Annotated in this window: 25 protein-coding genes; 22 read left to right on the forward strand and 3 right to left on the reverse strand. The window is 44.3% G+C overall.

All coding sequences use genetic code 11. The annotated features are described in order from the left end of the window. Window positions 1-7: 7 nt before the first annotated feature. The 7 genes from mutL to FKN93_RS12430 all read left to right on the forward strand — a co-directional run bounded on the left by mutL (window position 8) and on the right by FKN93_RS12430 (window position 7,159). Window positions 8-1,921, forward strand: coding sequence for a DNA mismatch repair endonuclease MutL (gene mutL, locus FKN93_RS12400; RefSeq protein ID WP_170905205.1), 1,914 nt, complete (start codon window positions 8-10; stop codon window positions 1,919-1,921). Further along, a complete protein-coding gene (gene miaA, locus FKN93_RS12405; protein ID WP_170905206.1) occupies window positions 1,921-2,853 on the forward strand; it encodes a tRNA (adenosine(37)-N6)-dimethylallyltransferase MiaA in 933 nt (310 codons plus the stop codon). Before mutL ends, miaA begins: the two co-directional genes overlap by 1 nt. A 192-nt stretch (window positions 2,854-3,045) precedes the next feature. After that, window positions 3,046-3,309 carry an RNA chaperone Hfq gene (gene hfq / locus FKN93_RS12410; RefSeq protein WP_004397627.1) on the forward strand — a complete coding sequence of 88 codons (264 nt, stop codon included), beginning with the start codon at window positions 3,046-3,048 and terminating at the stop codon, window positions 3,307-3,309. A gap of 41 nt (window positions 3,310-3,350) precedes the next feature. Further along, window positions 3,351-4,640, forward strand: a complete 1,290-nt coding sequence (gene hflX / locus FKN93_RS12415) for a ribosome rescue GTPase HflX (protein WP_158137738.1) — start codon at window positions 3,351-3,353, stop codon at window positions 4,638-4,640. A gap of 45 nt (window positions 4,641-4,685) precedes the next feature. Beyond that, window positions 4,686-5,870, forward strand: a complete 1,185-nt coding sequence (gene hflK, locus FKN93_RS12420) for an FtsH protease activity modulator HflK (RefSeq protein WP_170905207.1) — start codon at window positions 4,686-4,688, stop codon at window positions 5,868-5,870. A gap of 2 nt (window positions 5,871-5,872) precedes the next feature. Further along, window positions 5,873-6,853, forward strand: a complete 981-nt coding sequence (gene hflC / locus FKN93_RS12425; RefSeq protein WP_170905208.1) for a protease modulator HflC — start codon at window positions 5,873-5,875, stop codon at window positions 6,851-6,853. Between the two features lie 117 nt (window positions 6,854-6,970). Beyond that, on the forward strand, window positions 6,971-7,159 hold the full coding sequence (locus FKN93_RS12430; RefSeq protein ID WP_040905840.1) for a DUF2065 domain-containing protein: 189 nt from the start codon (window positions 6,971-6,973) through the stop codon (window positions 7,157-7,159). A 28-nt stretch (window positions 7,160-7,187) separates the two neighbouring features. On the opposite strand, the gene FKN93_RS12435 is transcribed toward FKN93_RS12430, so the two are convergent. Beyond that, the gene (locus FKN93_RS12435) at window positions 7,188-7,439 is read right to left on the reverse strand and encodes a SlyX family protein (RefSeq protein ID WP_170905209.1); all 252 of its coding nucleotides are present in this window, start codon (window positions 7,437-7,439) and stop codon (window positions 7,188-7,190) included. Then, window positions 7,436-8,416: a hypothetical protein gene (locus FKN93_RS12440; protein ID WP_158139003.1), complete on the reverse strand. Its 981-nt coding sequence runs from the start codon at window positions 8,414-8,416 to the stop codon at window positions 7,436-7,438. Before FKN93_RS12440 ends, FKN93_RS12435 begins: the two co-directional genes overlap by 4 nt. Window positions 8,417-8,556: 140 nt before the next feature. Here FKN93_RS12440 and fkpA point away from each other — a divergent pair, with 140 nt between their 5' ends. The 12 genes from fkpA (at window position 8,557) to rplI (ending at window position 17,619) form a co-directional block, all read left to right on the forward strand. Further along, window positions 8,557-9,321, forward strand: coding sequence for an FKBP-type peptidyl-prolyl cis-trans isomerase (gene fkpA / locus FKN93_RS12445; RefSeq protein ID WP_170905210.1), 765 nt, complete (start codon window positions 8,557-8,559; stop codon window positions 9,319-9,321). Between the two features lie 260 nt (window positions 9,322-9,581). Then, window positions 9,582-10,298, forward strand: coding sequence for a transcriptional regulator (locus tag FKN93_RS12450; protein ID WP_040905838.1), 717 nt, complete (start codon window positions 9,582-9,584; stop codon window positions 10,296-10,298). A gap of 2 nt (window positions 10,299-10,300) precedes the next feature. After that, complete coding sequence (gene tusD, locus FKN93_RS12455) at window positions 10,301-10,708, forward strand: sulfurtransferase complex subunit TusD (RefSeq protein WP_158144344.1); 408 nt, start codon at window positions 10,301-10,303, stop codon at window positions 10,706-10,708. Next, the gene (gene tusC / locus FKN93_RS12460) at window positions 10,705-11,061 is read left to right on the forward strand and encodes a sulfurtransferase complex subunit TusC (protein WP_154169326.1); all 357 of its coding nucleotides are present in this window, start codon (window positions 10,705-10,707) and stop codon (window positions 11,059-11,061) included. Before tusD ends, tusC begins: the two co-directional genes overlap by 4 nt. A gap of 17 nt (window positions 11,062-11,078) precedes the next feature. Further along, window positions 11,079-11,357: a sulfurtransferase complex subunit TusB gene (gene tusB / locus FKN93_RS12465; RefSeq protein ID WP_004397618.1), complete on the forward strand. Its 279-nt coding sequence runs from the start codon at window positions 11,079-11,081 to the stop codon at window positions 11,355-11,357. A 179-nt stretch (window positions 11,358-11,536) separates the two neighbouring features. Continuing rightward, window positions 11,537-11,911 carry a 30S ribosomal protein S12 gene (rpsL, locus tag FKN93_RS12470; RefSeq protein WP_004397617.1) on the forward strand — a complete coding sequence of 125 codons (375 nt, stop codon included), beginning with the start codon at window positions 11,537-11,539 and terminating at the stop codon, window positions 11,909-11,911. 100 nt (window positions 11,912-12,011) lie between these two features. After that, the gene (rpsG, locus tag FKN93_RS12475; RefSeq protein WP_004397616.1) at window positions 12,012-12,482 is read left to right on the forward strand and encodes a 30S ribosomal protein S7; all 471 of its coding nucleotides are present in this window, start codon (window positions 12,012-12,014) and stop codon (window positions 12,480-12,482) included. A gap of 75 nt (window positions 12,483-12,557) precedes the next feature. Next, window positions 12,558-14,654: an elongation factor G gene (fusA, locus tag FKN93_RS12480; RefSeq protein ID WP_004397615.1), complete on the forward strand. Its 2,097-nt coding sequence runs from the start codon at window positions 12,558-12,560 to the stop codon at window positions 14,652-14,654. Between the two features lie 122 nt (window positions 14,655-14,776). After that, window positions 14,777-15,961, forward strand: a complete 1,185-nt coding sequence (gene tuf / locus FKN93_RS12485) for an elongation factor Tu (RefSeq protein ID WP_004397651.1) — start codon at window positions 14,777-14,779, stop codon at window positions 15,959-15,961. 289 nt (window positions 15,962-16,250) lie between these two features. Next, entirely contained in the window at window positions 16,251-16,619 is a 369-nt protein-coding gene (gene rpsF / locus FKN93_RS12490) for a 30S ribosomal protein S6 (RefSeq protein ID WP_004396135.1), read from the forward strand. Between the two features lie 289 nt (window positions 16,620-16,908). After that, the gene (gene rpsR / locus FKN93_RS12495) at window positions 16,909-17,136 is read left to right on the forward strand and encodes a 30S ribosomal protein S18 (protein ID WP_000090472.1); all 228 of its coding nucleotides are present in this window, start codon (window positions 16,909-16,911) and stop codon (window positions 17,134-17,136) included. A gap of 33 nt (window positions 17,137-17,169) precedes the next feature. Next, window positions 17,170-17,619 (forward strand): 50S ribosomal protein L9, encoded by a 450-nt coding sequence (rplI, locus tag FKN93_RS12500; RefSeq protein WP_004396134.1) that lies wholly within the window; start codon window positions 17,170-17,172, stop codon window positions 17,617-17,619. Between the two features lie 118 nt (window positions 17,620-17,737). On the opposite strand, the gene FKN93_RS12505 is transcribed toward rplI, so the two are convergent. Continuing rightward, a complete protein-coding gene (locus tag FKN93_RS12505; RefSeq protein WP_154169322.1) occupies window positions 17,738-18,502 on the reverse strand; it encodes a DUF481 domain-containing protein in 765 nt (254 codons plus the stop codon). 173 nt (window positions 18,503-18,675) lie between these two features. On the opposite strand from FKN93_RS12505, the gene FKN93_RS12510 reads away from it, so the two are divergent. The 3 genes from FKN93_RS12510 (at window position 18,676) to pgi (ending at window position 23,055) form a co-directional block, all read left to right on the forward strand. After that, window positions 18,676-20,082 carry a replicative DNA helicase gene (locus FKN93_RS12510; protein WP_158137745.1) on the forward strand — a complete coding sequence of 469 codons (1,407 nt, stop codon included), beginning with the start codon at window positions 18,676-18,678 and terminating at the stop codon, window positions 20,080-20,082. A 4-nt stretch (window positions 20,083-20,086) separates the two neighbouring features. Continuing rightward, a complete protein-coding gene (alr, locus tag FKN93_RS12515; RefSeq protein WP_170905211.1) occupies window positions 20,087-21,184 on the forward strand; it encodes an alanine racemase in 1,098 nt (365 codons plus the stop codon). A 218-nt stretch (window positions 21,185-21,402) separates the two neighbouring features. Next, window positions 21,403-23,055 carry a glucose-6-phosphate isomerase gene (gene pgi, locus FKN93_RS12520; RefSeq protein ID WP_004396130.1) on the forward strand — a complete coding sequence of 551 codons (1,653 nt, stop codon included), beginning with the start codon at window positions 21,403-21,405 and terminating at the stop codon, window positions 23,053-23,055. The last annotated feature ends 236 nt before the right edge of the window (window positions 23,056-23,291 follow it).

Genomic DNA, 23,291 nt, shown 5'->3' on the forward strand with positions numbered 1-23,291 from the left:
GCAGGTTATGACGATTCGTATTCTACCCGCCCGTTTAGCAAACCAAATTGCCGCGGGTGAGGTGGTGGAAAGGCCGGCTTCAGTAGTAAAAGAGCTGGTAGAAAATAGCTTGGATTCAGGGGCCACACGGATTGAAATTGATATTGAGAAAGGTGGCGCTAAGTTAATTCGTGTTCGCGATAACGGTTCTGGGATCAATAAGGATGAGCTTGGCTTGGCGTTAAGTCGTCATGCGACATCGAAAATACAAACACTGGACGATCTCGAAGCGATCATCAGCCTAGGATTTCGTGGGGAAGCGTTAGCCAGTATTAGCTCGGTTTCTCGCTTAACCATCACTTCACGTCCTGCTACTCAAGAAGAAGCATGGTCGGCGTACAGTGAAGGGCGCGATATGGCTGTCAAACTGCAGCCTAGTGCCCATCCGATAGGGACCACGGTTGAAGTTTTGGATCTGTTTTTCAATACACCGGCAAGACGCAAATTTTTACGTACAGAAAAAACAGAGTTTACCCATATTGATGAACTCTTAAAGCGTATTGCGTTGAGCCGTTTTGATGTCAGCTTGACGCTGCGCCATAATGGGAAAATTATCCGTCAGTACCGTGCCGCGAGCAGTGAACGGCAAGAAGAAAATCGTTTGGCTGCGGTATGTGGTGCGTCTTTTGTTAAGCATATGCTGAAAATAGAGTTAGCCCATCAAGGGTTAAGATTGCATGGCTGGATAACAACGCCACAAGGCGCTCGTCAGCAAAGTGATTTGCAATATTGTTATGTAAACGGACGTATGATGCGTGACAAGCTGATCAATCATGCGATTCGACAAAGTTATGAGAGTAGTTTAAGGCCAGATCAATGTGCAACCTATGTACTGTTCATTGAACTGGATCCTCATTTGGTTGATGTCAATGTACATCCTGCGAAACATGAGGTTCGTTTTCATCAAGCTCGCTTAGTGCATGATTTTATTTATCAAGCACTAAGCGACGCTCTTGCTGATAGTGAATATATTGAAACTCCTGAGCTTAACCAAGCTGCTTTCTCTGCTCCTGTTCCGACACATATGTCGAATGAGCGGTCAACGGATCCTGATCAGCCAGCTCGCAATCTGAGTGATAAAGACGGTTATTCTCGTCAGTATTTAACGACAGAACGTCCATTGCAAGCGGTCATTCAAGAAGCAAAAGCCTCTCACTCATGGAACCGTCCGACGACGGCTAAGCCACGATCGTCTGCGCCAGTTATGGCTGAGCAAAGTCAAGCTTATCAACAGTTAATGAAAGTGAGTGAAGCGCCAGTTTCAATAGATAATCATTTATCAACCACTGAAAAATCGTCAACGCTGTCACTGATAGTGACTAAATTAGGTAAAGCCATCGCTGTCGTTGATGGACAATATCTGCTGATGACTACGGAACAAGGATGTGTCTTACTGGCGCTAACGAAAGCAGTTGAGTGGAGAGTTCGTGGTCAATTAAATAGTCAAGAAGAGCCATTAAAGAGTCAGCCGTTATTGGTCCCTTTGAGTGTAAAAGTGTCTAACGAGGAGATCCGTGGTTTCGAATTATACCGCGAGTTGCTCGAACGTTTAGGGATTCATCTGGTGACTCGTTCTCATCAGACGGTGATGGTGATGGGGGTTCCTCAGCCATTAAGACAGCAAAATCTACAGCTTTTGATTCCGGATCTGTTATCTTACCTTGCTTTACATGGCGCTTCAGGAGTGTTGACTTTAAATGTCGACAATATCGTCACGTGGCTTAGCCAGCGCGTCTTGATAGAAAAAAACGACTACACTTTATCAGAAGCCATTCAATTAATTGCCGAGCTTGAGCAATTATGGTCAGGTAAACTGCCATTACATGATGGCCACTTTATTCAACCTGTCGATTTTTCGGCAACCATTGCAGCATTAAATTAATGACCAAACCACTACCATTAGCTTTATTTTTAATGGGCCCAACCGCCTCCGGTAAAACCGATTTAGCCATTCGTTTACGTCAGAAATATCCTGTCGAAATCATCAGTGTTGATTCAGCATTGATCTATAAAGGAATGGATGTTGGCACAGCAAAGCCTGATGCCAAAGAGTTGGCTTTGGCTCCCCATCGATTGATTGATATCTTAGATCCGAGTGAAGCTTACTCAGTTGCAGATTTTCGACAAGATGCGCTACGAGAAATGCAGACCATTGTTAGTGAGGGAAGAATCCCGTTACTGGTTGGTGGGACCATGCTTTATTATAAAGCCTTGTTAGATGGTTTATCGCCTTTACCTGCCGCCAATCCAGCGGTTCGTCAGCAAATCGAGTCGCAAGCTCAAGAGCAAGGTTGGGCCGCTCTGCATGCCCAACTGCAACAAATTGATCCAATTTCAGCGGCAAGAATTCATCCAAATGATCCACAAAGATTGTCGAGAGCATTGGAAGTTTATAAAATTTCAGGTAAAACTCTTACTGAACTGACACAAACGAAAGGAGAATCAATCCCTTTTCGAGTCAAACAGTTTGCCATCGCGCCCATGGATAGGGCTGAGCTCCACCGTCGAATTGAACTCCGCTTCGAGAAGATGGTCAAATCAGGTTTTGAAGAAGAAGTTAAAGCGCTCTATGATCGTAATGATCTTCATCCTGATCTACCTTCAATACGTTGTGTCGGTTATCGACAGATGTGGGATTACTTTGACGGAAATAGCACGCTTGATGAGGCTATTTATCGTGGTATTTGTGCCACCCGTCAGTTAGCCAAGCGTCAGCTCACCTGGTTACGCAGCTGGGATGAGTTAACTTGGTTGGATAGTGAGAACATTGAACGCGCGGTAGAAACTCTTGCAAATGCCATAGCATCTGATTGAGTAAGCTGTGTATAATGTGATCGCTTTTGCGTGATGTACCCTGTAAAGGAACCGTCACTTGTTGATCAATATTGTGTTGATAGATCAGTGGCATAGGGTGTTTTTATCGTTTAGCTCAGATGTAAAGGCCGCACCAACTTATGTGCACCACTAGCTAAATAACTACAACAAAATACAAATAAGGAAAATAAAATGGCTAAGGGGCAATCTCTACAAGACCCATTCTTAAATGCACTACGCCGCGAGCGTATTCCAGTTTCTATCTATTTAGTAAACGGCATTAAGTTACAAGGTCAAATTGAATCGTTTGATCAATTCGTGATCTTGTTAAAAAACACCGTAAATCAGATGGTTTATAAGCATGCTATCTCTACCGTTGTACCTGCGCGCCCGGTTAGCCATCACACTGGTGATCGACCTGCAGGTGAGCGTGGCACAGAGAAATCCGACGATTAATTATTTGACGTCATATTATCATTCATTAAGGAGTTGAACGCTTGTTTGACCGTTATGAAGCCGGTGAGCGAGCGGTACTTGTTCATATCAACTTTACGCAAAAGGGTGAGTGGGAAAATCTCAAAGAGTGCGAAATGCTGGTCTCTTCTGCTGGAGTATCAACTCTGCAGGTAGTGACTGGTAGCCGCCAGTCTCCTCACCCTAAATATTTCGTTGGAGAGGGTAAAGCTCAAGAGATTGCTCAAGCTGTGCAATCAACTGAAGCCGACGTGGTGATTTTTAACCATTCCCTTTCTCCTGCTCAAGAGCGAAATTTAGAACAACTTTGCCAATGTCGAGTGATTGATAGAACCGGTCTTATTCTGGATATCTTTGCTCAGCGAGCTCGTACTCACGAAGGGAAGTTGCAAGTTGAATTAGCTCAGTTGCGTCATATTTCGACCCGTTTAGTTCGAGGTTGGACTCACTTAGAAAGACAAAAAGGTGGGATTGGCTTACGTGGGCCAGGAGAAACTCAGTTAGAAACTGACCGACGTTTATTGCGTGAGCGAATTAAAGCGATCTTACGCCGTTTAGAGAAAGTGGCAAAACAGCGTGAACAAGGACGCCGAGCGAGAAACCGTGCAGAAATTCCAACGATTTCACTGGTTGGTTATACCAATGCAGGTAAGTCGACTCTGTTTAATCAAATTACCTCCGCTGGAGTGTACGCTGCGGATCAACTGTTCGCTACGTTAGACCCAACGCTACGAAAGATCGAACTACTGGATGTTGGGCCAGCTATTTTGGCTGATACGGTAGGGTTCATTCGTCATTTACCCCACGATTTAGTGGCGGCATTCAAAGCAACGTTACAAGAAACTCAGCAAGCTGACATTTTGTTACATGTTGTGGATGCCAGTGACGACCGCTTTCGTGAGAATATCCAAGCGGTTGATGATGTTCTACTAGAGATTGACGCACATGAAGTGCCAAGTTTACTGGTTATGAACAAAATCGATAATCTAGAAGGCCAATATCCTCGTATAGAAAGAGATGATGAAGGTGTTCCTAGAGCTGTTTGGGTATCGGCGATGGATGGGCTGGGGATGGATCAGTTGTTTACTGCGCTGACCGAACGTCTGGCCAGTAACATCGTCCAATATTGTTTACGCGTTCCTCCTGAACATCAAGGTCGAATTCGGAGCACTTTCTTCCAAATGAACTGCATTGAAAAGGAAGAGTATGATCCAGAGGGCAATCTGCTAATATCAGTTCGTATGCAACAAGTGGATTGGTCTAGACTAGAGAAAAGAGAAGAGGCAGTTTTACGTGACTTTATCGTCACTTAAAGGACTGCTAGAGTATAACGTCATATCAAATGATGGAGCTTTCTAATGGCGTGGAATGAGCCCGGAAATAACAACGGCAACAACGGCCGCGATAATGACCCTTGGGGAAATAATAATCGCGGTAACAAAGGTGGTCGTGATCAAGGTCCGCCAGATTTAGACGAAGTGTTTAATAAACTGAGTCAGAAGCTGGGCGGAAAGTTTGGTAAAGGAGGCAATGGGCCTTCGTTTGCTGGTGGTGGAGCAATGGGTTTTGGCGTTATCGCCGTGCTTGCTGTTGCCATTTGGTTTTTCTCAGGCTTCTATACAATTGGAGAAGCCGAACGAGGCGTTGTCTTAAGATTGGGTCAATACGATCGTGTAGTTAATCCTGGTTTGAACTGGCGCCCTCGTTTTATTGATGAAGTAACTCCCGTCAATATTCAAACGATTCGTTCGTTGAGCGCTTCTGGTATCATGTTGACCAAAGATGAAAACGTCGTCAACGTGGCGATGGATGTCCAATATCGTATCGTTGACCCATACAAGTATTTGTATCGAGTTGTTAATCCTGATGATAGTTTGCATCAAGCCACCGATTCAGCGCTACGTGCGGTGATTGGTGACTCATTGATGGATAGTATCTTAACGGTAGGTCGTCAACAAATTCGTCAAAGTACTCAACAAACACTCAACCAAATCATCGATGATTATGATATGGGTTTATTAGTGGTTGGCGTTAACTTCCAGTCATCACGTCCACCAGAGCAAGTTAAAGATGCTTTTGATGACGCGATTGCTGCTCGAGAAGATGAAGAGCGTTTCATTCGTGAAGCTGAGGCGTACATGAATGAGATTTTACCTCAAGCCACAGGTCGTGCTGAACGTGTTAAACGAGAAGCATTAGGTTACAGCGAGCGAATCATTAATGAAGCATTTGGTCAGGTTGCTCAATTTGAGAAACTGTTACCTGAGTATCAAGCCGCTCCAGAAGTAACGCGTAATCGTATGTATCTCGATACAATGGAACAAGTGTATACCAATAGTTCGAAGATTTTGATTGATTCAGAATCGAGTGGTAACTTGCTCTACTTGCCGATTGATAAACTCGCAGGTCAAGAAGGGGCTAGCCAGTCTCGTCAGACTCGCTCATTATCATTGCAAGATGAAGCTGGACTGCAGTCACAACGTAATGACCCAAGCAGTAATACGCCTCCTCGCTCAACTAATACTCGTCAAGGGAGAAACTAAACATGCGTAAGTTAATGATCCCGGTCATTGTCGTCTTTTTAGCATTGCTCTTGATGTCGATGTTTGTGGTTCCAGAAGGTGAGAGAGGCATTGTCATTCGTTTTGGACGAGTGATTCAAGACGACAATGAAATGTCTAAAATCTATGAACCTGGTTTGCATTTTAAAATGCCGATCTTTGATCGAGTGCAAACTCTTGATGCTCGTATTCAAACCATGGATGGACGTTCAGACCGTTTTGTAACCTCTGAGCAAAAAGACGTTATTATCGATACCTACGTTAAGTGGCGAATTGAAGATTTTGGCCAATTCTACTTAGCGACGGGAGGAGGTAACATTTTTACCGCACAAGCTCTCCTTGAACGTCGGGTTACGGACGTATTAAGGGCAGAGATCGGTTCTCGAGACATCAAACAAATTGTATCGGGCCCACGTAATGATGCAGTACTCCCTGATAGTCCTGATGATGAGATTGTCACCACAGAAGCCGCGAGACAAGCTTTAGAAGTCGATGGCCAACGCGATCAGATCATGGCGAATGTTCTGAAAGATACTCGAGTCAATGCAAGCAAAGACTTGGGTGTTTATGTGGTTGATTTCAGAATGAAGAAGATTAACCTTCCAGATGAAATCAGTGAGTCGATTTATCGTCGTATGCGTGCTGAGCGTGAAGCGGTTGCTCGTCGTCACCGTTCACAAGGCCGTGAAAGAGCAGAAGTAATTCGTGCTCAGGCGGATCTTGAAGTGGCAACTATTTTAGCTGAAGCAGACAGAACTGCGCGAATTACTCGTGGTCAGGCTGATGCGACATCAGCCAAAGTTTATGCTGACGCTTATAGCAAAGATCCTGAGTTCTTTAGCTTCTTGCGTTCTTTGCAAGCGTATGAAAACTCATTTAGCCAGAAAAGTGATATCTTAGTCTTGGATCCAAAGAGTGACTTCTTCCAATACATGAATAGCGCTAAAGGTTCATCAGCAAAATAATGGCTAGACGCCTATTCTAAGCGGTTTAATACCATTATAGAGATGATAACAAACTGATTATTAGAATATTATTCAGAAAGGCTCCTAAGGAGCCTTTCTTTTTTAGTAAGGCAGAACATGACTACATCATTATGGATTGCGATAGGATTATTGCTTATCGCTGAAGGCTTAGGGCCGCTGATTGCTCCTCAAGGGTGGCGGACTATGATGCAGCAACTCGCACAGCAAGAAGATAATCAATTGCGGCGAATAGGGGGGTGTTTAGTTGTAATAGGGGCGGTAATCGTTTATGTCTTCATGCTTTGAGTGACGGTTTTTGAGTTATTCAAGGTTATTAATAGTGTGGTGGTGGCGTTTCATTGGCTGGATCCGCTAAGTTTGATGTATCCATATTTTTCATTTTCCCGACCACATATTTCATCTGATCTTGCATTTTATTAATTAATAGCTGCTGTTGGGTTAGAGCAGCATTGAGTTCGTCAATGGTTTGTTCTTGAAAAGCGAGTTTACACTCTAAATCATCAATTCGTTGTTGTAGTTGTTGTAGTTGTTGTAGTTGTTGTTCGGTTGCGTTTTGCATGATCATGGATTGAACTCCCATTCTTGAGCGATTCCCGCAGAGGTGCCAGAAATAACGCTGGATTGTGGATTAAAAACCGCATCATACACCACCGCTCTTGGCGGGCGCGCATCTTTTTGTGGTTGAGCTTCGAAGCGAGCTAATTTTTTGCCGTGATCAGTAGACCATACTTCGATGCGACTAGATGGCGTTCCAGTGAGTAGATAACGCCCATCATCTGAAAATCGTGCGCTAGAGAAAATAAGCTGTCTAGAAAGACTACGTAGTTTGGCTTGCTTTTCACCCGTTTGTAAATTCCAAATAATCGATTGATTACCGCCATCAGAAGTAAAAGCTAACTGACCATCACGCTGTAAAGCAACCCGGTTAACCCGCTGTTGATGTTCAAAGCTGTAGATAATCTGTCCACTCTGAGTATCCCATAGATAAGCGGTATAATCATTTCCGCCAGTTAAGGCATAACGCCCGTTGGGGGATAAAGCGACAGAATTTACTTTTTCTTGGTGAGCAAGGAACTCAAGTCGTCGTCCAGTGACTAAATCAACGTAAATGGCTTTACCGTTGGATACACCCAGCAACACTTGTTGCCCGTCGTTACTCAGAGCGACATCCATGATTAAACCATCAGAAATGGACCATAACCCTTGAGCTTGGGTCCAGCTTAAGTCCCATACGGCAAAATTAATTTGTGTGGCAGTAATCGCATAACGGCCATTATCAGTAATACGAATGTACGAGACAGGGTTGGCTTCTGGGTCTTGTGCGCCTAGCTCTGCTAGAATTTGCCGTTGTGCTAAATCCCATAAGACCAGTTGGTGCTCTTGGGAATAAATTAATGCAAAGCGTCCGTCGCGGCTTAAGCCAAATCCGGTCGAACCATTGGGTTCTAAAACCCAGCGGTCAGTCTCTTGATTAAAGAAGAAACAGCCATTTAACAGAAAAATGACAACCGTTGGTACTATGAAATGAGAAATTATCCGCAGCACAATTAATTATCCGTTGAGTAGTAAAGACAATTACGAAACATACCGTTATATTGGTACAACATACTATTGTGCACCAGTTTAATTCGTCGGTTTGTGCTCAATAACAGAAAGGTTTACCTACAAAGTTGGAGAATTGAATGAAATCGTTTTTTAAAGTGTCATTGCTTGCCGCTACGGTTGCGCTAGCTGCTGGTTGTCAGAAAGAAGAGACAACGGCTACCCCAAATGCCTCTGTTGCCGTTCAAAGTGTCACTTTTAAGTCAGAGGATGATAAAGCGGCTTACGCGATAGGTGTTTCTTTTGCTAATTATTTAACCAGTAGTATCGAAAAGCCTAATGAAATTGGTATTGATCTTAATAAAGACATGGTGCTGAGAGGTATCGAGCATGTTTTTGCTGGTGCACCGCAAATGGATGAACAGCAGACTCGTGAAGCATTAGAAGCGTTGGATAAGCGTGTTGCTGCGTCAATGCAAGCACAAGCGGCTGAAAAAGCCGCCACCAATAAGCAAACTGGAGATGCGTTCCGTGCTGAGTTTGAGAAGCAAGAAGGCGTCAAAAAAACTGATTCAGGATTGCTTTATCAAGTCTTAACTGAAGCGCAAGGCGAGTCACCAAAAGAGACCGATACCGTACAAGTGCATTACAAAGGCACTCTGACTGATGGTACTCAGTTTGATAGCTCTTACGATCGTGGTGAGCCTGCAACTTTTCCGCTAAACCGTGTGATCCCTGGTTGGACAGAAGGCGTGCAACTGATGCAAGTAGGTTCTAAATATAAGTTCGTCATTCCGCCAGAATTAGCCTATGGCGAGCAAGATACGCCAACCATTCCTGCAAACTCTACTCTAGTTTTTGAAGTGGAGCTGTTGAAAGTAGAAAATGGCGATGCAGCGCAATAAATAAGGGATAGCCATTCATCCTTTATTAAAAGTATCAAAGGCCTGAAGATTCAGGCCTTTTTTATAAGTAAAACTCACTTGTTTAACCAATTTTTTATCATCCCTTGTCAAATGGTAAAAGTACTGATGCTTTGCTAGGGAGATATTCATCGTATAATTTGTTCTAAGTCACTGCATCGTAAGATAGCCTAGTCTAGGTTTAAAATTTTCTGATAAACTTACATCAATTTGTTGATTTTACGTTCTAAGGTCTAGATACAGTGACAACGACAGAAAGCATTAACGCCGATATGCTCATGGATATGGAATTTGTGCATGTAAAGCCATTTACTGAGCACGATAAAGTGATTTTACGTTCCTATGAAGCGATGGTGGATGGTTTAGCGAGTTTAATTGGCCCCTTTTGTGAAATTGTTTTGCACTCGTTAGAAGATCTGAATACTTCGGCGATAAAAATTGCCAATGGCGAGAATACAGGTCGTCAAGTGGGATCGCCGATCACCGATTTAGCGTTAAAAATGCTGCGTGATATTGAAGGCTCCGAACGCAACTTTTCTCGCTCGTATTTCACCAGAGCGAAAGGTGGGGTATTGATGAAATCTATTACGGTTGCCATTCGTAATGGAGAACATCGAGTGATTGGTTTGTTATGCATTAACGTCAATCTTGATGCGCCTTTTTCACAGGTGTTGCACTCTTTTATGCCGACACCAGAAGCTCAAGAGGCTGCTGCTCCGGTTAACTTTGCCAGTGATGTGGTCGAGTTGGTTGATCAAACTGTTGAGCGGACTATTGAAGAGATTAATGCCGATAAATCAGTCTCAAACAATACTAAAAATCGTCAGATTGTCATGGCGTTGTATGATAAAGGTATTTTTGATATTAAAGATGCGATTAATCGTGTTGCTGAACGATTAAATATCTCCAAACATACGGTCTATTTGTATATCCGCCAACGTAAAACCGAGGATGAGTGATCGTGAGTCAGTCAAGTACACCATTGACCTATGCTCTATTGGTAACGGGTCCAGCTTATGGAACTCAGTCTGCCCGTAATGCTTATCTTTTTGCTCAATCGGTGCTCGAGAAAGGCCATAGTATTAAGCGTATTTTCTTCTATCAAGAAGGTGTGCTGAATGGGTCGGGCTTAACTGTGCCTGCTAACGATGAATTTGATCTTGTGAAAGCATGGCAAGCCATGGCGATGAAGCATCAGATTCGCTTAGAAACCTGCGTTGCTGCAGCGTTACGACGTGGTATTGTCAGCCAAAGCGAAGCTGAACAGCATCAATTATCAACATCGAGTTTGGCGATGGGAGTGACACAAGCGGGGCTGGGAGCGCTGGCAGAAGCGCTATTAACTGAGGATAGAGTGGTACAATTTTGAAGAAAATCGCCTTTGTTTTTCATTCTCCTCCTCACGCCACCAGTGCTGGACGAGAAGGACTCGATGCCGTGCTCGCGGCATCGGCTTACAGTGATGATTTAGCGGTCTTTTTTGTCGGTGAAGGGGTTTTGCAATTGGTCTCTGGGCAAGATCCTAAGGCGATTTTAAGTCGAGACTACATTAGCACATTCAAACTGCTCGATTTGTATGAGATTGAGTCGTGTTATGTCTGTGAACAAAGCCTTGCCGAATGGGGCTTAACCAGCGAAGCATTACTTATTGATGTCTCGCCACTTTCTCCTCAAGCTATTGGGGCAATGTGGCAATCTTTTGATCACATTGTGACTTTTTAATACCACAGGATAGACGTGTGCTGCATATTATTAAACATCCTCAACAGCTAAAATTAGTTCGTCGTTATTTTCAAGCTCATGATAGCCTATTGCTGGTCGAAAATGCCGTTTATCTTACTAACCCAAACAGCCCTTATTTCACCGATTTACAGACCATTAAGTCGGTCTATGCATTGCGTGAGGATCTTTCTGCTCGTGGTTGGTTAGAAATGTGTTCAGGTTCTATTGAGCAAGTCACGATGAATGATTTTGTTGAAATGACAGTAAATGAAGATAAATCAATAAGTTGGTCTTGATTTTTATCGAGTGTCCGTAAAAGTATCCACCATACTGATGTTGGTGGATAAAAAAGATCTGTATATTTCTTGACACACCTCTCACTGCTGCATAGAATTTTGCGTCCCTATTTGTGCAAATCACAATCAGGGCTAGATTTTTCATAAAGCTTACGTTAAGTAAATTCAGGAGCTAGCTAATGGCAACTATTAACCAGTTGGTACGCAAGCCACGTGTGAAGCAAGTTGCAAAAAACAACGTGCCTGCACTCGAAGCGTGCCCACAAAAACGTGGTGTATGTACTCGCGTATATACTACTACACCAAAGAAACCTAACTCAGCACTACGTAAAGTATGTCGTGTTCGTCTAACCAATGGTTACGAAGTGACTTCATACATCGGCGGTGAAGGTCACAACCTACAAGAGCACAGCGTTGTTCTTATCCGTGGCGGTCGTGTAAAAGACCTTCCGGGTGTTCGTTACCACACTGTTCGTGGTGCGCTTGACTGTTCAGGCGTTAACGACCGTAAACAAGGTCGTTCTAAGTACGGTGTGAAGCGTCCTAAGTCTTAATGGATTCCGTTAAGTAAGGCCAAACACTAAATTAATTTGTTATTTTGAAAAAACTGTATAGTTTTGGAAAAAACCTGAAGAAGACAACGGAGAATATTCCATGCCACGTCGTCGCGTTATTGGTCAGCGTAAGATCCTTCCAGATCCAAAGTTCAAATCTGAACTGCTGGCAAAATTCGTTAACATCCTTATGGTTGACGGTAAAAAATCTACTGCAGAGAAAATTGTTTACACTGCACTAGACACTATGGCTGAGAAATCTGGTAAAGATCACTTGGCTGTTTTTGAACAAGCTCTTGAAAACGTACGTCCAGCGGTAGAAGTTAAATCTCGCCGTGTGGGTGGTTCAACTTACCAAGTGCCAGTAGAAGTACGTCCGGTTCGCCGTAACGCACTTGCTATGCGTTGGTTGGTTGAAGCTGCGCGTAAGCGTGGTGAAAAATCTATGGCTGGTCGCTTAGCTGCAGAAATGCTAGATGCGTCAGAAAACAAAGGTACTGCTGTTAAGAAACGTGAAGACGTTCACCGTATGGCAGAAGCGAACAAAGCTTTCGCTCATTACCGCTGGTAATACCTTCTGTGCTGCGAGGTCCTCTCGCAGCACATTTCTATTTTCTAAGGTTTCCCTTAGTAAGAGGATACAATCGTGGCTCGTAAAACTCCTATTGAGCGCTACCGTAATATCGGTATCTGTGCTCACGTAGATGCAGGAAAAACAACCACTACTGAGCGTATTCTGTTCTATACCGGCCTTTCTCACAAACTTGGCGAAGTTCACGATGGTGCTGCCACCATGGACTGGATGGAGCAGGAGCAGGAACGTGGTATTACTATTACCTCTGCTGCAACAACTGCCTTCTGGCGTGGTATGGATGCACAATTCCAAGATCATCGCATTAACATCATTGATACCCCTGGACACGTTGACTTCACCATCGAAGTAGAGCGTTCGCTGCGTGTACTTGATGGAGCTGTGGTTGTCTTTTGTGGTTCATCTGGTGTTGAACCTCAGTCTGAAACAGTGTGGCGTCAAGCAGATAAATACCATGTTCCTCGCATTGTGTTTGTTAATAAGATGGACCGTACTGGCGCAGACTTCCTACGCGTAGTAGATCAAATTAAACATCGTCTTGGTGCAACTCCCGTTCCTATCCAATTAAATATTGGTGCAGAAGAGGATTTTAGAGGTGTCATCGACCTTATCAAGATGAAAGCCATCAACTGGAATGAAGCCGATCAAGGCATGAGCTTTACTTATGAAGCGATTCCGGATGATATGCTAGAGCTGGCTGAAGAGTGGCACAACAACTTAGTTGAAGTCGCTGCGGAAGCGAGCGAAGAATTGATGGATAAATACCTTGAAGACGGCGTACTTACTGAAGCTGAAATCAAACAAGCGCTCCGTCAGCGCACGCTGAATAACGAAATCGTTCTTGCCACTTGTGGCAGTGCGTTTAAAAATAAAGGTGTGCAAGCGGTTTTGGATGCGGTTGTCGAATTTTTGCCATCGCCAGTAGAAGTTCCGGCGATCAAAGGTATTGATGAGAACGAGAATGAAGTAGAACGTCACGCTGACGATAACGAACCATTTTCTGCTTTGGCATTTAAAATTGCCACCGACCCATTTGTTGGGACTTTGACGTTTATTCGTGTCTATTCTGGAGTGGTTAACTCGGGTGATGCGGTCTATAACTCAGTCAAACAAAAGAAAGAGCGTTTTGGGCGCATTGTACAAATGCATGCTAATAAACGTGAAGAAATTAAAGAAGTTCGTGCTGGCGATATCGCCGCCGCTATTGGCTTGAAAGATGTCACCACGGGTGACACGCTCTGTCATCAAGATCATAAAGTGATTCTTGAACGCATGGAGTTTCCTGAGCCTGTTATCCAAATCGCCGTTGAGCCTCGCTCAAAAGCGGATCAGGAACGAATGGGGATTGCGCTAGGTAAATTAGCGGCTGAAGACCCGTCATTCCGAGTCGAAACGGATAAGGAAACAGGACAAACGCTAATTTCTGGTATGGGCGAGCTTCACTTAGACATCATCGTTGACCGTATGAAACGTGAGTTCAGCGTTGATTGCAACGTGGGTAAACCTCAGGTTGCGTATCGTGAAACCATTCGTGGTCAAGCGGAAGTTGAAGGCAAGTTTGTTCGCCAGTCTGGTGGCCGTGGTCAATACGGTCACGTATGGTTGAAAGTTGAACCTGCAGAGTTAGGACAAGGCTTTGTCTTTGTTGACGCCATCGTGGGCGGTGCAATTCCTAAAGAGTTCATCAACCCGGTAGCGAAAGGGATCGAGGAGCAAATGAACAACGGTGTGTTAGCGGGATATCCTATTTTGGATGTTAAAGCGACACTCTTCGACGGTTCATTCCACGATGTCGACTCAAGTGAAATGGCGTTTAAAATCGCCGGCTCAATGGCATTCAAGAAGGGCGCGCTAGAAGCAAACCCAGTCATTCTTGAACCGCTAATGAAAGTTGAAATAACCACACCTGAAGATTGGATGGGTGATGTAGTCGGCGATTTAAATCGTCGTCGTGGCATCATTGAAGGCATGGATGATGGCAATGCTGGCCTCAAAATTATCCGTGCTCGAGTTCCACTCTCAGAGATGTTTGGTTACGCAACAGATCTACGTTCTGCGACCCAAGGCCGTGCTTCTTACTCAATGGAGTTTGCTGAGTACGCCGAGGTTCCGAAAAATGTTGCCGATGCAATCATTGCTGAACGTGGGTAGTTGTTATTTGATTAATAACGAATCTATTGCGCTAACGAGCGTTGGCGCATAAAATAGCAATTTCTGGCGCGCTTTGAGTGCACTTGACTTAAGGCGAATCATAACTAGGAAGGAACACGATCGTGTCTAAAGCAAAATTTGAACGTACGAAACCGCACGTAAACGTTGGTACTATCGGCCACGTTGACCACGGTAAAACCACTCTAACAGCAGCTATCTGTACTGTACTTGCAAAAGTATACGGCGGTGAAGCGAAAGACTTCGCGTCAATCGATAACGCTCCAGAAGAGCGTGAGCGCGGTATTACTATTTCTACTTCACACGTAGAATACCAAACTCCATCACGTCACTACGCACACGTAGACTGCCCAGGACACGCTGACTATGTTAAAAACATGATCACTGGTGCTGCGCAAATGGACGGTGGTATCCTAGTTGTAGCTGCGACAGATGGCCCAATGCCACAAACTCGTGAGCACATCCTACTAGGCCGTCAGGTTGGTATTCCTTACATCGTTGTATTCATGAACAAATGTGACATGGTAGACGATGAAGAGTTGCTAGAGCTTGTAGAGATGGAAGTTCGTGAACTTCTTTCTGAGTACGATTTCCCAGGCGACGACCTACCAGTAATTCAAGGTTCAGCACTAGGTGCATTGAACGGTGAAGAGCAGTGGGAAGCGAAGATTGTAGAACTAGCAGAAGCGCTAGATTCATACATTCCAGAGCCTGAGCGTGCAGTAGACCAAGCATTCCTAATGCCAATCGAAGACGTATTCTCAATTCAAGGTCGTGGTACCGTAGTAACAGGTCGTATCGAGCGTGGTATTCTACGTGTAGGTGACGAAGTTGCTATCGTTGGTATCAAAGATACAACGACTACTACTTGTACAGGTGTAGAGATGTTCCGTAAGCTGCTTGACGAAGGTCGTGCAGGTGAGAACGTAGGTGCACTACTACGTGGTACTAAGCGTGATGACGTAGAACGTGGTCAAGTACTAGCGAAGCCTGGTTCAATCACTCCACACACGAAGTTTGAATCAGAAGTATACGTACTGTCAAAAGATGAAGGTGGCCGTCATACTCCATTCTTCAAAGGCTACCGTCCACAGTTCTACTTCCGTACAACGGACGTAACTGGTGACATTTCTCTACCAGAAGGCGTAGAGATGGTAATGCCAGGCGACAACATCAAGATGGTTGTAGAGCTAATTGCACCAATCGCGATGGACGAAGGTCTACGTTTTGCTATCCGTGAAGGTGGCCGTACAGTAGGCGCTGGTGTTGTAGCTAAAGTTATCGCTTAATTTCGATAATCTTTTGTTATCACTATTAAAAGGGAAGCCTTGCTTCCCTTTTTTATCGCCTGTAAATCCGGTCTTTTCTCAGTCTTTTTCTTTTCACATTCTCTTCATCTTTCTCTTTAGACGGCCTGTCTATCTTTAGTCTGCGACAAGTATATTTCACTTGCTAAACGACTAGCCATTCTGTACTATTCTCGCTCCTTAATTCTCGGTCAATTTTCATTCGTTCCTTGCTTCCTTTGGATGACCGGGCCAAATCTGGAAGCTGAATAATCCGTAAGGAGCAAAATCAATGCGTCATTACGAAATCGTATTCATGGTGCACCCTGATCAAAGCGAGCAAGTTGCTGGCATGATCGAGCGTTACACTGGTTCAATCACTGAAGCTGGCGGTACAGTTCACCGTCTAGAAGATTGGGGCCGCCGTCAAATGGCTTACCCAATTAACAAGCTTCATAAAGCTCACTACGTTCTAATGAACGTTGAAGCTGATCAAGCTGTGATTGATGAGTTAGAAACTGCATTCCGTTTTAACGATGCTGTTCTACGTAACATGATCATGCGTACTAAAGCTGCTATCACTGAACCTTCAATCATGCTTAAAGCTCGTGACGAGCGTTCTAAGCGTGAAGAAGTGAAATTTGAAGCAGACGCTGAGTAATTTCAGATGACCGTCTGAGTCAACGTTCTTGATCATTAAAGAAGGTTGAATCAAGCTAACTCTTATTATTAATCGTGGTCTTCCTCTTTTAGTGATAAGTCATGTTGGGTTAAGCGAATTTCGGTTCCTTAACGTAGGATGTAGGCAACGGTCAAACGCATTCACTCATCATTTAGTATTAGGCGGTATTGCTATAGAGAATGATTCATTCTCCAGTCGAAACAAAGTGTTCGTTATAGCCATACTTAACGTCTACAACATTTTTCAAATTTAGATCAGGAGATAGCCCATGGCTCGTTTCTTCCGCCGTCGTAAATTCTGCCGTTTTACAGCAGAAGGCGTTCAAGAGATTGATTACAAAGATGTAGCGACTCTTAAGAATTACATCACTGAAGCTGGTAAAATTGTACCTAGCCGCATCACTGGCACAAGTGCTAAGTATCAGCGTCAGCTAGCTCGTGCAATCAAACGCTCTCGCTACCTAGCTCTACTGCCATATACTGACAAGCATCAGTAATCGGCACCGTTTATTAAGAAAGAGGATTAAGTAATGCAAGTTATTCTACTTGATAAAATCGGTAACCTAGGCAGCCTTGGCGATGCAGTTAATGTTAAATCTGGTTACGCTCGTAACTTCCTTATCCCACAAGGTAAGGCTGTAATGGCAACCAAATCTAACGTTGAGATGTTTGAAACTCGTCGCGCTGAACTTGAAGCAAAAGTTGCTGAGCAACTTACTGCTGCACAAGCTCGTGCTGACCAAGTTAACGCACTAGAAGCGGTTGTTATTGCTTCTAAAGCTGGTGATGAAGGCAAACTGTTCGGTTCTATCGGGACTCGTGACATCGCTGATGCAGTAACTGCAGCCGGTGTTAAGCTTGAGAAAAGCGAAGTTCGTCTACCTGAAGGTGCTCTACGTACTACAGGTGAATTCGAAGTTAGCGTTCAACTTCATTCAGAAGTTTTCGCTACAGTGAAATTACAAGTTGTTGCTGAATAATTTCAGTTTCTAAACTCGTTTAAACACCAGCTCAGGCTGGTGTTTTTTTATGTCCAATTTATGTCGTTTAGCGATGAAGATAATAAGTTTGGCGAGGTGGGATATTGAGTGTTGATGGTTAGAATAAGAAAATCAAACTTACTGATATCACGCTATCAGCTTTACTTAAACCCGTAGGGACTCGGTTATGGTATTGACGTGATTGACTTACTTTAAGAGCAATGTCATCGGTAATATTGTTGATAATGCTGATATCACTGTCAAATCGAGTGTTACTTTCTCCGCCAACCAAGGTTAGATCGGTGAGTAATTTAAAATTGCTCAGTGCTTGCCATTCAACTTTAAGGTTGCCGCGATAAATCGGCTCTTTGACTAAGTGTGGGAAGACGACGTCGCCACTGCTAATTTTATCCAAATTCGGCTCTTGATAGCGGTAGCCCGGTCCGACTTCGAGTTCAATCAGTAAATCGTCGGTATGAGTAAACTGATAGCCAAGACCACCAGACCAAGTGTAATCTGAAAAGTAGGCGCTATAGCGTGAATCAGACCCTTTAAAACTGCCATATAAGTAGGTTTTAGGACCTAGCTTATAGTCGCTTTGTAAGCTGTAGCTGGATTGCCGTTTATTCTCTTTGCCATTTTTATCTAATTTATAAAAACGCCACTCGCCATTGGTTCGATGACGACCACGGGTGTATTCCCCTTTAACACGCGTATTAAGGGCTTCTGAGTCTGTGTTACCAGAGTGCGCTTGATAGCCAAATTCGATTTGACTTTGCCAAGGTGAGGGTGCGTTAATGTCCTTACTGCGATTTGTCTGTTTGTTGGCGTGGACATGGAAACTTGTCAACAGAGCCAGACTTAGAAGCCAAGTTTTGGACACATGAAACCTCTCTCAAAGAATAGAATCGCTGAATAATAAGCATCAGTTTTTGAAATTGGGTCATATTAAGGTTAATTCTATTTAAGTCATAGACAAACTTTTCGATGCCTAATTACAAATGTTCTATTCTCGCTATAATGAGCGGTTATTAAAAAGAGTGACTGAGTGAAGTGATGGCTGATCCCCGAATAGATAACCGAAATCGTAAACCTGCCGATGCACAAGTTGAAGCAATGAAAACTCCTCCTCATTCATTAGAGGCTGAGCAATCCGTTATTGGCGGTTTATTGCTAGATAATCAACGTTGGGACACAGTTTCTGAACGTGTGATTGCTCAAGACTTTTATAGTCGACCTCATCGGTTAATCTTTGAAGCAGTGAAAAGCCTACTTGAATCTGGGCAACCGCTGGACTTAATTACCCTTTCCGAATACCTCGAGTTGCGCGAACAGTTAGAAGATGTTGGCGGCTTTGCCTATTTGGCTGATCTGGTTAAAAATACGCCAAGTGCTGCTAATATTAATGCTTACGCGGACATTGTTGCTGAGCGTGCTTTGGTGCGTAACTTGATTGGTGTTGCGAACGAAATCGCTGACGCAGGTTATGATCCTCAAGGGCGCAGTTCGGAAGATTTACTCGATTTAGCCGAAAGCAAGGTATTTGCGATTGCAGAGGCGCGTAGTAGTGAAAACGAAGGGCCACAAAACGTTGATACGATTTTAGAAAAAACCTTAGAGCGTATCGAATTATTGTATAAGACTCCACAAGATGGCGTCACTGGCGTCAACACTGGATTCACTGATCTCAATAAAAAAACGGCGGGGTTACAAGGTTCAGATTTAATTATTGTTGCCGCTCGTCCTTCGATGGGAAAAACGACCTTTGCCATGAACCTGTGTGAAAACGCAGCGATGCAGCAAGATAAACCAGTATTGATATTCTCACTCGAGATGCCAGCAGAACAAATCATGATGCGTATGCTGGCGTCGCTCTCGCGGGTAGATCAAACCAAGATCCGAACCGGTCAACTCGATGATGAAGATTGGGCGCGTATTTCTTCGACCATGGGAATGCTGATGGAGAAGAAAAACATGTTTATCGACGACAGCTCGGCGTTGACTCCCACAGAGGTGCGTTCACGTGCGCGTCGTATTGCTCGTGAGCATGGTGGGCTATCTTTAATCATGGTCGACTATTTGCAGCTGATGCGGGTTCCTTCTCAATCCGATAATCGTACTTTAGAAATTGCCGAAATTTCTCGTTCATTAAAAGCCTTAGCCAAAGAGCTTAATGTCCCTGTGGTGGCGCTTTCACAGTTAAACCGCTCGTTGGAGCAACGTGCGGATAAGCGGCCAGTCAACTCCGATTTGCGTGAATCTGGCTCGATTGAACAAGATGCCGATTTGATCATGTTTATTTACCGTGATGAAGTCTATCACCCGGATAGTCCAATGAAAGGGATTGCGGAAATCATTATTGGTAAGCAGCGGAATGGCCCAATAGGCTCGGTACGGTTGACTTTCCAAGGTCAATATTCTCGTTTTGACAACTACGCAGGCCCAGCGTTTGATGATGAATAATAGTATGAACTACATGAAAGCCGCTAAAGCGAGTATTGATCTGCAAGCGTTGCAGTATAACTTACAAAGAATCAAGCAGCAGGCTCCTAGCAGTAAAGTCATGGCGGTCGTTAAGGCTAATGGTTATGGTCATGGCTCTCGTGAGGTTGCTCGCTACGCTCAAGATGCCGATGCATTTGGTGTTGCTCGAATTCAAGAAGCTCTGCAACTCAGAGCGAATGGCGTTGTTAAGCCAATACTCCTCTTAGAAGGTTTTTATTCTGCTGGCGATCTTCCGGTTTTAATGACCAACAATATCCAAACAGTCTTGCACTGTGAAGAGCAGCTACAGGCTTTAGAACGCGCACAATTAGACACGCCAGTATCGGTATGGTTAAAAATCGACAGTGGGATGCATCGTCTTGGTGTGCGTCCTGAGCAACACGCTGAGTTTGTTGAGCGTTTACATCGCTGCCCAAATGTGGCTAAACCTCTACGTTATATGAGCCATTTTGGCTGTGCTGATGAACTCGATAGCCCGATCACGCGCCAACAAATTGAGCTGTTTTTATCGTTGACCGATGGCTGTAAAGGCGAGCGCTCATTGGCTGCATCGGCTGGATTATTGGCATGGCCGGAAAGTCAGCTAGACTGGGTAAGACCAGGAATCATTCTTTATGGTGTTTCTCCTTTTGCCCATCAGGACGCTCAGGCGATGGGATACCGTCCAGTCATGACCTTAACGGCACCTCTGATCGCTGTTCGAGAGGTGAAGGCCGGAGAGAGTATCGGTTATGGTGCCTTATGGACCGCTCAACGAGAGACTAAAATCGGTGTGATTGCGATTGGTTATGGTGATGGCTATCCACGTACGGCACCTAATGGTACGCCAGTGTTAGTCAATGGTCGTATTGTGCCAATGGCAGGGCGAGTTTCTATGGATATGCTGACGGTTGATTTAGGCCCAGAGGCTCAGGATAACGTCGGTGATGAAGCCATTCTGTGGGGGCAAGACCTTCCAGTTGAGCGAGTGGCTGAACATATCGGTACCGTGGGTTATGAACTCGTGACCAAACTGACCTCTCGAGTAGAGATGCATTATCTCACCGGAGAAATAGGCTAAACAAGTCAGTGATTAAACAAGTTGAGCCTCCGATGTGGGTTTCACTGACTTATCTCAAAGTCGCGCGACGATGGCTCAGCGATAATGAGTTTATTGAGCAGTGGTTCTGCTTTATCGAACGATGATGATTTTCTTTTTTTGCATTAACAGGGATTCCAACCTAGCTAATAGGCAAGGTAATAAGGAATAAAACCTACCGTAACATTGGGATAGAGAATATGTTGAAAAACATTAATCCAACGCAAACCAACGCTTGGAAAGCACTAACCGCGCATTTTGAATCTGCGCAAGACATGGATTTAACCACTCTGTTCGCTGAGGATAACCAGCGTTTTAGTCATTACTCGGCGCGTTTTGGTCAAGATATTCTGGTTGATTATTCGAAGAATTTAATCAATCAAGAGACCATGCAACACCTGTTTGCTTTAGCCAAAGAGACTCATCTCGAAGATGCAATTCAAGCAATGTTTAACGGTGAGGCGATTAACCAAACTGAAGGTCGCGCCGTCTTACATACTGCACTACGTAATCGCAGTAATGCCCCAGTAATGGTCGATGGCCAAGATGTGATGCCAGCCGTTAATGCCGTATTAGAAAAGATGCGTGTATTTTCAGAGCGCGTGATCAAGGGTGAATGGAAAGGTTTTACCGGTAAAGCGATTACCGATGTAGTGAATATTGGTATTGGTGGTTCAGATTTAGGTCCCTATATGGTGACTGAAGCGCTCGCGCCGTATAAAAATCATCTGACCATGCACTTTGTATCCAACGTCGATGGTACTCATATTGCTGAGACATTGAAGAAAGTGGATCCGGAAACCACGCTGTTCTTAGTGGCGTCGAAAACGTTCACCACGCAAGAAACCATGACTAACGCTCACTCTGCGCGTGATTGGTTCTTAAACGTCGCGGGCGATCAAGCGCATGTGGCGAAGCACTTTGCTGCGCTGTCGACCAATGGTCAGGCGGTGACTGAGTTTGGTATTGATACCGAAAATATGTTTGAATTCTGGGATTGGGTTGGTGGCCGTTATTCTCTGTGGTCAGCCATCGGTTTGTCGATCATTCTATCAATTGGCTACGATAACTTTATTGAGTTGTTAGCTGGGGCTCACGAGATGGATCAGCATTTTGTTGATACACCGTTTGAGCGTAATATTCCGGTGATCCTTGCTCTGATTGGTATTTGGTATAACAACTTCCATGGCGCTGAATCAGAAGCGATTTTACCTTACGATCAATACATGCATCGTTTTGCGGCTTATTTCCAACAAGGGAATATGGAATCGAACGGTAAATACGTTGATCGTAATGGTCAGGCTGTGACTTATCAAACAGGACCGATCATTTGGGGTGAGCCAGGTACCAATGGTCAGCATGCGTTTTATCAGTTGATCCACCAAGGCACCAAGCTGATCCCTTGTGATTTTATTGCGCCAGCATTGACTCATAATGCCGTCAGCGATCATCATCAAAAATTGATGTCGAACTTTTTTGCGCAAACTGAAGCGCTTGCATTTGGTAAATCTGCCGATGTAGTGAAAGCGGAATTACTGAAAGCGGGTAAATCTGCGGCGGAAATTGAAGCGTTAGTCCCCTTTAAAGTTTTTGAAGGTAACCGTCCAACTAACTCGATTTTAGTTAAACAGATCACGCCACGAACTTTAGGCAATTTGATTGCAATGTATGAGCATAAGATTTTTGTGCAAGGTGTGATTTGGAATATTTTCTCGTTTGATCAATGGGGCGTAGAGTTAGGTAAGCAATTAGCGAATCAGATTCTTCCTGAGTTGGCGGATGGTCAAGACGTTATCTCTCATGACAGCTCAACCAATGGTTTGATCAATGCGTTTAAAGCCTTTCGGGGCTAATACCACGCTAAGTAGGCTGGCTCTTCGCCGATCTTGAACAAGATTTGCCGTCGATAAGTCTGCTATTACCAATATACAAAAGGGTCGACGTGAAATGTCGACCCTTTTCTTTGTGCGCCGAGCATGGCGTTGATCTAGGAGGTGAAAGTCCTCTACGGGCTCAGTCGAGCGGGAACCGTTAGCCTATGCAAGGGTGTTCATCGTGAGGTGAAATCTGAAGGAAGCAAATGGCAAAA

It is taken from the genome of Vibrio sp. A8-1 (genome assembly GCF_013048685.1).
In the GTDB taxonomy this organism is placed as follows: Bacteria; Pseudomonadota; Gammaproteobacteria; order Enterobacterales; family Vibrionaceae; genus Vibrio; species Vibrio metschnikovii.